This window comes from Vasconcelosia minhoensis LEGE 07310 (assembly GCF_015207255.1).
In the GTDB taxonomy this organism is placed as follows: domain Bacteria; phylum Cyanobacteriota; class Cyanobacteriia; order Phormidesmidales; family Phormidesmidaceae; genus Vasconcelosia; species Vasconcelosia minhoensis.
In genome coordinates this window covers 1-10,388 of record NZ_JADEXG010000103.1, presented here as the reverse complement: position 1 = coordinate 10,388, position 10,388 = coordinate 1, and the positions used below count along the sequence as shown (strand labels likewise).

General features: G+C 56.7%; 9 protein-coding genes. 5 read left to right on the top strand and 4 right to left on the bottom strand.

The genetic code is table 11. The annotated features are described in order from the left end of the window. Window positions 1-150: 150 nt before the first annotated feature. Window positions 151-939, top strand: a complete 789-nt coding sequence (locus IQ241_RS24140) for a hypothetical protein (RefSeq protein ID WP_193912191.1) — start codon at window positions 151-153, stop codon at window positions 937-939. 507 nt (window positions 940-1,446) lie between these two features. After that, window positions 1,447-1,698 (top strand): CopG family antitoxin, encoded by a 252-nt coding sequence (locus tag IQ241_RS24135; protein ID WP_193912189.1) that lies wholly within the window; start codon window positions 1,447-1,449, stop codon window positions 1,696-1,698. Between the two features lie 34 nt (window positions 1,699-1,732). Here IQ241_RS24135 and IQ241_RS24130 read toward each other — a convergent pair whose 3' ends face one another. Both IQ241_RS24130 and IQ241_RS24125 read right to left on the bottom strand, forming a co-directional pair. Then, window positions 1,733-1,978 carry a UPF0175 family protein gene (locus tag IQ241_RS24130; RefSeq protein ID WP_193912187.1) on the bottom strand — a complete coding sequence of 82 codons (246 nt, stop codon included), beginning with the start codon at window positions 1,976-1,978 and terminating at the stop codon, window positions 1,733-1,735. A 532-nt stretch (window positions 1,979-2,510) separates the two neighbouring features. Next, a complete protein-coding gene (locus IQ241_RS24125; RefSeq protein WP_193912185.1) occupies window positions 2,511-3,089 on the bottom strand; it encodes a hypothetical protein in 579 nt (192 codons plus the stop codon). A gap of 94 nt (window positions 3,090-3,183) precedes the next feature. On the opposite strand from IQ241_RS24125, the gene ychF reads away from it, so the two are divergent. The 3 genes from ychF to IQ241_RS24110 are packed head-to-tail and all read left to right on the top strand — an operon-like array spanning window position 3,184 to window position 6,411. After that, the gene (gene ychF, locus IQ241_RS24120; RefSeq protein ID WP_193912183.1) at window positions 3,184-4,275 is read left to right on the top strand and encodes a redox-regulated ATPase YchF; all 1,092 of its coding nucleotides are present in this window, start codon (window positions 3,184-3,186) and stop codon (window positions 4,273-4,275) included. 31 nt (window positions 4,276-4,306) lie between these two features. Beyond that, window positions 4,307-5,158: a GDSL-type esterase/lipase family protein gene (locus tag IQ241_RS24115; protein ID WP_322743784.1), complete on the top strand. Its 852-nt coding sequence runs from the start codon at window positions 4,307-4,309 to the stop codon at window positions 5,156-5,158. A 29-nt stretch (window positions 5,159-5,187) separates the two neighbouring features. Further along, the gene (locus IQ241_RS24110; RefSeq protein ID WP_193912179.1) at window positions 5,188-6,411 is read left to right on the top strand and encodes a 4-hydroxy-3-methylbut-2-enyl diphosphate reductase; all 1,224 of its coding nucleotides are present in this window, start codon (window positions 5,188-5,190) and stop codon (window positions 6,409-6,411) included. 34 nt (window positions 6,412-6,445) lie between these two features. On the opposite strand, the gene glgX is transcribed toward IQ241_RS24110, so the two are convergent. Both glgX and IQ241_RS24100 read right to left on the bottom strand, forming a co-directional pair. Continuing rightward, complete coding sequence (gene glgX / locus IQ241_RS24105; RefSeq protein WP_193912177.1) at window positions 6,446-8,569, bottom strand: glycogen debranching protein GlgX; 2,124 nt, start codon at window positions 8,567-8,569, stop codon at window positions 6,446-6,448. Between the two features lie 52 nt (window positions 8,570-8,621). Continuing rightward, a complete protein-coding gene (locus IQ241_RS24100) occupies window positions 8,622-10,142 on the bottom strand; it encodes a trehalase family glycosidase (RefSeq protein WP_193912175.1) in 1,521 nt (506 codons plus the stop codon). Window positions 10,143-10,388 lie beyond the last annotated feature (246 nt).

Here is a 10,388-nt window from a genome sequence, read left to right as displayed (position 1 = left end):
CAATACCCTCGCCCTTTTCGCTCTACCCTCCCCCTTTTCAAGGGGGACAGAGGGGGATCCCAATACCTCCAAGCACCTGAGGATCCCCCCTAACCCCCCTTGAAAAGGGGGGATATGAAACCATGAGCTTGTTTCTTTAGACGAACCCTTATGAACCTGAACTTCCTAAAACCTACAATCCTCATCCTTGCCCTCGGCGGCGCCGTCAGCGCCCTCCAACTACCCCAGCTCAACGCCACCGCCCAAAAAGTGCCCGCCGACCAGCAAGCCGCCCAGCTCACGGCCCAGGCCGCCAACTTAAAACTATTAAAAATGGTCCCCGCCGCTGGCTTCGACAACGTGCTAGCCGACTGGACCTTTCTTCAATTCCTCCAGTACTTTGGTGACGACGACGCCCGCGCCGCAACCGACTATGCACTCAGCCCCGATTTTTTTGACGCTGCCCTCACTCACGATCCCTACTACCGATACTTTTACCTTTTCCTATCAGGTAGTACCACTGGCTACGCCGGAATGCCCGACAAAACCGTCTCCATTATGGAGCAAGGGCTCAAGCACCTCGGCCCGCAGCAGCCCGCCGACAGCTACTACATCTGGCGCTACAAAGGCACCGACGAGCTGCTCTTTCTTGGCGATGGCAAAGCCGCTCAGCAGTCCTACGCCACCGCCGCCGACTGGGCCAGCCAGTCTAGCTATCCTGGCGCTCAGCAGACCGCCCAGGTCTCACAGCAGACCGCCCAGTACCTGGCTTCCAACCCCACCAGCAAGCTCGCTCAAATCAACGCCTGGGCCAGCATCCTCACCACTGCCCTCGACGAAGCCACCCAGCAGCGAGCCGTAGAGCACATCCGCGACCTCGGCGGCGATATCATCGTTGGCGAAGACGGCGGCATCAGGATTGACTACGCGCAAGTTGACGAGCAAGATTCGGGAAGCTGATCTCGTAGGTTGGGCCTGCAAAGTTTCAGTAAAATAGGGCTATGCAGATCTACGAGTTCATCTGGAATCCGGATCGAATTGACCATATTGCACGACACAACGTCACCCCTGAAGAAGTCGAAGAGGCTTGTTTTGGAGCTGCCTTTGTCCAACGTGCAAAATCAGAAGGCAGTAACCCTGTCTACTATGTATTGGGTCAGACCGAGGCTAGGCGATATTTATTTTGTGTGATTATTCAATTTCCTCATGGTAGAGGATACCCAGTTACAGCGCGACCCATGACCGAAAAAGAAAAGCGCCGATACAGGCAATGGAGGGGGTGCATCCCGATTATGCAGGTCCAGGCTAGCGCCCTCATCCCCCCGCCCCTTCTCCCCGAGGAGAAGGGGAGCCGGAACTGGGCCAAAAGCCATAGTGCGGCTCAAAGTCCCTCTCCCCGGGGAGAGGGATTTAGGGTGAGGGCTTACAGTAATTTGCAAAATTGGGATGCTCTCAATGGAGGAACCGATGAGTATTGAGAAAATTTCACAAACTGACTCAGTTGAAAAGATGGCCCAATTCTGGGACAGCCATGACTTAACCGATTTTAACGATCGCTTAGAAGAAGTTACAGAGCCCGTTTTTAGACGAGAAACTGTGGTAAAAATTCGTCTGCAGCCCACAGAGGTAGAAGCCGTTAAGCAAGCCGCAAATTTGAGAGGCATTAGCTATACCGATCTCATTCGGGAATGGGTTTTGGAAAAGGTTCATACCGCATAAGCATCTCTGTTTAACAATGGGCACAACCACATCTTCAATTACGAGTCAATTCTTGTTCTAAATTGTCAAAATCGACTTGAAAAACGTCTATCTTTTCCTGTGATAGAAAATTCAGAAATTCTGCACGGTTCAAGCCCGCCAGCTGAGCTGCTTTCCCCATGGAAATATCGCCGTGAGCATACCAGTAAACGGCAGCCGCCAACCGCATTTGCTGGGCAAACCTTTCAGGGTCAGAATTTTCTAGGAAATCCTCTGGAACGTTGACAGTAACCTGTGCCATCTTTTATCTCCTTGGGGTCAAAGTCGGCAGAGTTGGGCTCTAGGTTAGTAGATTAGCCCAATTATTTGTAAGACCTGCTGTACTTTGGCCTGGCCCTCACCCCAAACCCCTCTCCCGCGGGGCGAGGGGCTTTGAGTCCGGCTCCCCTTCTCCCCCGGGGAGAAGGGGAGCAAGAGATCTTGTACTGTAAGGCTTTCGCGGATTATAAAGTTCATTTGGCCACGAGCAGCTGCCTAACTCAAAGTCCTTCTCCCAGATTTGGGAGAAGGATTTAGGATGTAGACGCCAAAGCGGCTTCTCGAAGAGTGGGCAACCCCGAAAGATAAGTATCTAAGCATTGAAATTTATTACATAAAAAGAATTGTCATTCCGTTCGCGAAGCGGCTCCAAAGTAGCAACAGAGCGTAGACGCTTGCGGCTTCCCGTAGGGTGGAATCTCCTAACTGCAGATGCTTCTCAGCGAGATGCCTCGTCCAACTCGGCATGACATCAGGCTTTAGTTCTGCAAAAAGCGCGAAATTAACCTTGCTCCTTAAGTGCCCTGGAAGGTTTCGATGACGGCTTGCAGGCGGGCCTTGCTATTGGGGTAGCGATCGGCTTTTGTCCAGCCGATAATTTGGTAATACCTGTCTTCTCCCTCCAGCGTGGTATGGAGATAGGTCAGCTCAGTCCCGTCGAGGCTGCCGCGAATTTCGTATTGGATGCCGCTTTTATCGTCAATCTGGACCTCGCCGACGGCGGTTTCGCCATCGTAGTCATCCAGCTTACTGGCAATGAAGCGGCGGTACTGTTCGGCATTATCGGCCAGGTCGAATAGGCTGAGCGTTCCCTGGTCTTCGGCCAGAACCATAATATAGAGCTGATCGGCTTCGTGAGCGGCATAGATGTCAGCATCGGGCCGCAGTTCAGTTAAAGACTCCCAGGCATCCGGCACAGCAAGACGAATTTGCGCTGCCTCATTTTCTAGCAGCTGGCCACCGTCCGAGAGCGCCTGGCTGCTAACGCTGCCCACGACCTCGCCCGAGCCGCGATTGAAGAGCCGACAGCCACTCAGCAATAGGCCCGTTAGCAATAAAACGGCCAAAGGCTTGAGCGGGCGTTTCAGGAGCATTAAGTAGGTGAGCCCATAGAATTAGCCCAAGCATATCATTCTGGTTTTATGCTGGAGTGTACACTTTTTATGCAGCGACTTTAACGACACCCCTATGCTCAGAGCTGGAATTGTGGGTCTTCCCAACGTGGGCAAATCCACGCTATTCAACGCAGTCGTGGCGAATGCTAAGGCTCAGGCGGCTAATTTTCCCTTCTGCACGATTGAGCCTAATGTCGGTGTGGTCGCCGTTCCCGATGCGCGGCTGGCCGTGCTGGCAGAGATTTCCAGCTCAGATAGTATCGTCCCGGCCCGGGTCGAGTTTGTCGATATTGCCGGCCTGGTGAAGGGAGCCAGTCAGGGTGAGGGGTTGGGCAACCAGTTCCTGGCCAACATTCGCGAAGTAGACGCGATCATCCACGTCGTCCGCTGCTTCGAAAACGACGACATCATTCACGTGGCGGGCTCAATCGCGCCGCTGCGAGATATTGAGATTATCAATCTGGAGCTGGCCCTAGCCGACCTGGCCCAGATCGATCGGCGGCTGGAGCGCGTCCGCAAGCAGGCTCGCCGCGATCCTGACGCCCAGGCCGAGCTAGAAATTTTGGAAAAGCTGCAACCGGCCCTCGACAGCGGCAAGGCGGCGCGGACGGTCGAGCTCAGCCCGGCGGAAGAAGCCGTGATTAAGCCGCTCGGCCTGCTCACCCGTAAACCGGTGATCTATGCGGCCAACGTTTCGGAAGATGACCTGGCCGAGGGCAATGCCTGGGTCGAGGAGGTGCGCCAGTTCGCCGCTAAAGAAACGGCGCAGGTGGTCGTTGTTTCGGCCCAGGTCGAATCGGAGCTATTGGAAATTCCCGAGGACGAACGCGCCGACTTTCTCGCCGCCCTCGGGGTTGAGGAAGGCGGCCTGAAATCCCTCATTCGCGCCACCTATGACCTGCTCGGTCTGCGCACCTACTTCACCACCGGCCCCCAGGAAACCCGGGCCTGGACGATCCGCGCTGGCATGGTCGCCCCCCAGGCCGCTGGCGTCATCCACACCGACTTCGAACGCGGCTTCATCCGGGCTGAGACCGTTTCCTATGAAGATCTGGCCCAGCTGGGCTCGATGACGGCCGCCAAGGAAAAGGGCCTGGTGCGCAGTGAGGGCAAAGACTATACCGTGAAAGAAGGCGACGTGATGCTATTCAGGTTTAACGTGTAGAATCGGGTTCATGACCAGCTTCGTCATCCTTGTGGTTAATTGGTTTTCCAAAATTCCAGGCTGGGCGGCCCTCTCGCTGATCATGAACGGGCTGCTCTTCGCGGCGCTGATTGCCCTCTGGCAAAATCAGGCGAGCCTGTCTAGGACGGCGATCCTGCACCAGACCAGCGCTTCGGTGACGGACGTGCTCGGCGGCAGCGAGCCGATGGTCGTCCCGACAGACATTGCCGATATGCGTCACCTCAACTATCAGGAATGGGTGGAGCTGCTCCAGCAAAAAACCGATGCGATGGTTGCCCAGCAGCCAGAGCATCTGACTATCCTGCTCGGTGACTCGCTCAGCCTGTGGTTTCCGCCAGAGCTGATGCCGGGACGGCGAGCCTGGTTAAAACAGGGAATTTCTGGCGAAAAGACGAACGGGCTGATCAACCGGCTAGCACTGCTGGACGATGCCAAAATTGAAACCATTTTTTTGATGATTGGCATCAACGATCTGATCTGGGGGCAAACCGACGACCAGTTTATTGATAACTATCGAGCCATCGTCAGCTACCTGACCCAAAACCACCCCGAATCGCAGATCGTCATCCAGTCGCTGCTGCCCCACGGCGGCGAGGCATCGATCTGGGAGAGCAAGCATCTGCTGCTAGAGCTGCCGGTCGAGCGGGTCAAGGCGATCAACGCCGCCCTGCATAAGATTGCCGATGATTACGATGCTTACTATCTCGACCTCTATCCGCTATTCTCAACGGGGGAGGGCACCCTGCGCCCCGACCTGACCACCGACGGCCTGCATCTGAATCGGCAGGGCTATCTGGTCTGGCGATCGGCGATCGCGCTCTATGCCCAGCTAGAGCTAACGGAGAGTCGGCGTTTAGAATAGGCTTGAGGCTCACCCGCTAAGGAAGACGAATGGATACTAAGGCATTTAAGCGATCGCTCAACAAGTCAGAGCAATACTACCGCAATCAGGGCTTTGGCCAGAAGGACGAAATTGCCGGCCAGATGAAAACGGAGTACGAGAGCTCGCTGATCCAGCAGCTGCGCGACCAGCAGTACAAGCTGGTCCAGGGCGACGTAACGATCTATCTGGCTGAAGCCTTTGGCTTTTGCTGGGGAGTCGAGCGAGCGGTGGCCATGGCCTACGAAGCGCGGCAGCATTTCCCCGAGCAGCGGATTTGGATTACCAACGAGATTATCCATAACCCCGAAGTTAACCGGCAGCTGCGGCAGATGGCCGTGCAGTTCATTGAGCTAGTCGATGGCCAGAAGGACTTCTCCGGCGTGCAGTCAGGCGACGTGGTGATTTTACCCGCCTTTGGCGCCAGCGTTCAGGAAATGCAGCTGCTGAACGACCGCGGCTGCACCATCGTCGATACCACCTGTCCCTGGGTTTCTAAGGTCTGGAATACGGTCGAAAAGCATAAAAAGCATGAATTTACGTCGATCATCCACGGCAAATATCAGCACGAAGAAACCGTAGCCACTAGCTCCTTTGCCGATAAGTATCTGGTGGTGCTGAACCTGGAAGAAGCCGAATATGTCGCCGACTATATTCTCAACGGCGGCGATCGCGCTGACTTCCTGAGCCGATTCAAAGACGCCCACTCGGCTGGCTTTGACCCCGACATTGACCTCGACCAGGTCGGCATTGCCAACCAGACCACCATGCTCAAGGGCGAAACCGAGCAGATTGGCAAGCTATTTGAGCGCACGATGCTGAAAAAGTACGGCCCGCAAAATCTCTCTCAGCATTTCCAAAGCTTCAACACCATCTGCGATGCGACCCAAGAGCGGCAGGATGCCATGTTCAACCTGGTGGATATCGACGTAGACCTGATCGTGGTGATCGGCGGCTTCAACTCGTCCAATACCACCCACCTGCAAGAAATCGCGATCGAGCGCGGCATTCCCTCCTACCATATCGACAGCGCCGCCCGGATTGGTCCCGGCAACCAGATCGAGCATAAACCGCTGCACCAAAGCCTGACCTCCAGCGCCGACTGGCTGCCGTCTGGTCCGATTGCCATCGGCATCACCTCCGGCGCTTCGACCCCAGACCGCTCGGTCGCAGAAGTAATCGAGAAGATTTTTGAGCTCAAGGCTGGGGCCAGCGTTGGTACCCTGGTGGGGTGAGTCAGGGTCGGCCCATGCTGATTGAGTCCAAAGTCTAGTCAGCGCATTGTAAAATAACCAGCGCCCTCGCCGGTACGGGCACCCGGTCCTTAGTCCGGAAGCTTTTAGTCCGCTTGACGAAGCCGCCATCTTTGGTATCGAGGATCAGCCGCCAGCTGCGATCGCGGAGCACCTCAGGCAGGGCAAACTCCAGCAGTTCGTAATGGGCGTTAAAAAAGAGTAAAAAGCTGTCATCTACAATCTGCTCGCCCCGATGGGTGCGGGTGGGAATTGCCTTACCGTTCAGAAAGATCACCAGCGTTTTGACAAAGCCCGCGTCCCACTCATCGCCCATCGGCAGGCCTTCCACGTTATACCAGCTAATGTCGCTGGCCTCAGAGCCGTGGATCGCCCGTCCCTGAAACCACTTACGGCGGCGGAAGGTAGGATGCTCCTGGACAAAGCGGATCAGCCTGCGGGTGTATTGTAAAAGGGCTTTATTGTCCGGTGAAAGCTGCCAGTTGACCCAGGAAATTTCGCTGTCCTGACAGTAGCCATTGTTATTGCCGCCCTGGCTGCGACCCATCTCATCGCCCGCTAGCAGCATCGGTACGCCCTGGGAGAGCAGCAGCGTTGCTAGAAAATTACGCTGCTGCTGTGCCCTCAGCTGAAGAATCTCAGGGTCGTCGGTCTCGCCTTCCGCACCGCAGTTCCAGGAGCGGTTATGGTCTTCGCCATCGCGGTTACCCTCACCGTTTTCGTCATTGTGCTTTTCGTTATAGCTGACCAGGTCGCGCAGGGTAAAGCCGTCGTGGGCGGTAATAAAGTTAATGCTGGCGTGGGGCCGTCGGCCGGTAAATTCGTACAGGTCAGAGCTGCCGGTAAAGCGGTAGGCAAATTCCGCCAGGGCACTGTCTTCTCCCCGCCAGAAGTCGCGAGCCGTATCGCGATATTTGCCGTTCCACTCCGACCACAGCAGCGGAAATTTGCCCACCTGGTAGCCGCCGTCACCCACGTCCCAGGGCTCCGCAATCAGCTTCACCCGCGAGATCACCGGGTCCTGATGGATGATGTCAAAGAAGGTGGCCAGTGTCCCCTGCTCGTACATCTCCCGGGCCAGAGCCGAGGCCAGGTCAAACCGGAAGCCGTCTACGTGCATCTCCAGCACCCAGTAGCGCAGGCTGTCCATAATCAGCTTTAGGGTCTGGGGATGGCTAACCCGCAGCGTATTGCCGCAGCCGGTATAGTCCATGTAGTAGCGCTCGTTTTCCCAAACCAGCCGGTAGTAGGAGGCATTGTCAATGCCGCGAAAGCTGAGGGTCGGCCCCATGTGGTTGCCCTCGCCGGTGTGGTTATAGACCACGTCGAGAATCACCTCGATCCCGGCGGCATGGAAGGCCTTGACCATCTGCTTAAACTCGCGCACCTGCGCTCCCGCCTCTCCAGAAGCGCTGTAGCCGGAGTAGGGGGCAAAGTAGTTGAGCGAATCGTAGCCCCAGTAGTTGCGCAGGCCCTTATCCACCAGGTAGCCCGGCAGCGCGTTGAAATGGTGCACCGGCATCAGCTCGACCGCGGTAATGCCCAGGGACTGAATATGCTTAATCGCCGCCGGATGGGCCAGCCCAGCATAGGTACCCCGCAGCTTTTGGGGAATTTTCGGATGCTGCTGGGTAAACCCTTTAACATGCAGCTCATAAATAATGGTCTCATTCCAGGGAATTTCTAGCCGCTGGTCGCCCTCCCAGTCAAAGGCCGGGTCGATGACGACGCATTTTGGCATCAGGGCGGCGCTATCCGCGTCGAAGTAGCTGAGGTCTTCGTCCGGGTCGTTCCAGTCATAGCCAAAAATTTCCGGCCCCGGCTGGACGTCACCCGCGATCGCCTTGGCATAGGGATCGATCAGTAACTTTGAGGGATTAAACCGATGGCCCTGCTCGGGCTCGAACGGGCCATGCACCCGAAAGCCGTAGCGCTGACCGGGCTGAATATCGGCAAGATAGCCGTGCCAGACAAAGTTGTAGACCTCTCTGAGCTCAAACCGAGTTTCTCGATCGGAGGAATCGAACAGGCAGAGCTCAACCTTGGTCGCATTCTCGGAAAATAGGGCAAAATTGGTTCCCTGGCCGTCCCAGGTTGCTCCTAGCTCATTCGCAGTTCCCGGCAGCTGTTGAATGCTCATAAACCCCGATTATTACTGGTTCCCTGACGTTAGCACAGACGGCAGGATAAATTCAGTCCAGCAGCGCTAGCAGCTCCAGCACGACGCCATTTGTCCAGCCAAAGCCAATCTCGTTTGTGCTATAGCCAAACTGGATCTCGGCTGAAACTTCGCCGGTGCAGTGCTCAATATTGTATTTTTCCAGCAGGCAGCCGCAGCGGTCGTATTCGCCAATCGCCAGGGCCAAAAAGCGATGGGCGATGCGGTCAGCTTCGGCCCGATAGCCGTAGCGCCGCAGCCCCTGCGCGGCCATGAGCTGTAGCGGTGCCCAGCCAAAGGGGGCGTCCCACTGGCTGCCGGAGACGTTATTGCTGGTGCGGATGCCGCCCGCAGCCTCAAATCGGGGTAGGTTTTCGACCAGGCGCTGGGCCTGCTGCGGCGAAGCCAGCCCGGCCCAGAGCGGGTAGAAGGTGGTGGCAAATTCGTAGGGACGGCGCTGGCCAGTACCGAAGTTGTAGTCCAAGTAAAGGCCGCTGGCCTCGTCCCAGAGGTACTGGTCAATCAGCTTGCGGCGCTGCTCGGCACTCTTGCGCCAGACGCTGACCGAACTGGGGTGGCCCAGAATATCGTCAATTTCGGCCATATCCAGCTCCATCTGGTAGAGCAGCACGTTCAGGCAGACCGGGGCATAGCTAATGATATCGACGCTGAAGGGGCCAAAGCGGTTGGTCGGGTCGAGGCCCGATTCGCGCATGGAGCGATCGCCCTTGTAAAACAGATCGGTCAGCCGATCCTGGGTGCGGTTGTAGAACAGGCTGACGTCATAGTCGTCTACCGGCACCCGGCGGTAGTAGTCGCGCACCCGGTCAAAGTGCGTGCGTCCGGCCTCGTCCCGCTCTGAGTACAGCACCTCCGGTGCGGGTCCCTCACCTTCGGAGTAGTAGCGCGACAATCCGGTTTCCTGATTAAAGTGGGGCGGTACCAGCCAGTAATAGTAGTAGCTGCGCAGGGGCGCAACGGTGGCCTGGAGCCAGTCGCGATCGCGCGTGTGCCCATACATCTCCAGCACCATGCGGCTGAGAAAAGGCGGCTGTGAGCGGTTAAAAAAGTAGGTACGATTGGCGTTGAGCACGGTGCCGTAGTGCTTCACCTGGTAGAGCAGCTGATCGACCAGGCTCTGGGCCAGGGCATATTCGCCGTCGCGCAGCAGGCCCAGCTGGATGAAGTAGCTATCCCAGCCGTACATTTCGTTAAACCGTCCGCCCGGCACCACGTAGTCCCCCGGCAGGTAAAGCAGGCCGTGCTCCTTCACCTGAGAGATCCGCACCGGCAGCACTTCTAGCTGAATCTGGTCAAATTCCTCAACGGGCATCGCTGCCTGCAGAGCTTTCTCAATCTGGCCCAGGTCTTCCCGCACCGGCACGTAAACCACCCAGCGGCCCGGCGTATGCTCGACCTTGATATCCTGAGCCGCTTCTAAAATGTGAGAATGGGTGCGACGGAGCGTCTGCCAGGTTTTTTTGATGTATTTGCGAACAGCCTGAATGCGGTCGGCGGTGGGATAGGGACAGGCTTGAGGTTGGACAGTGACCACTGAAATTCCTTACGCTGAGCCATCAGCGCAGACCGAGCGACTTCTAAGTTAGGGATGTGCATGTTAATAACGTACCAGCCATCAGCACCGGAGCCCTCATCCCCAGCCCTTCTCCCCTCGGGAGAAGGGAGCCGGATTCAAAGTCCCTCCCCCCCCGGGCTACCGTGTATACATAAGTCGGGGAATCAAGCGTTATCCCGGCAGCCCTCATCCCCCAACCCCTTCTCCCCGGGGAGAAGGGGAGCC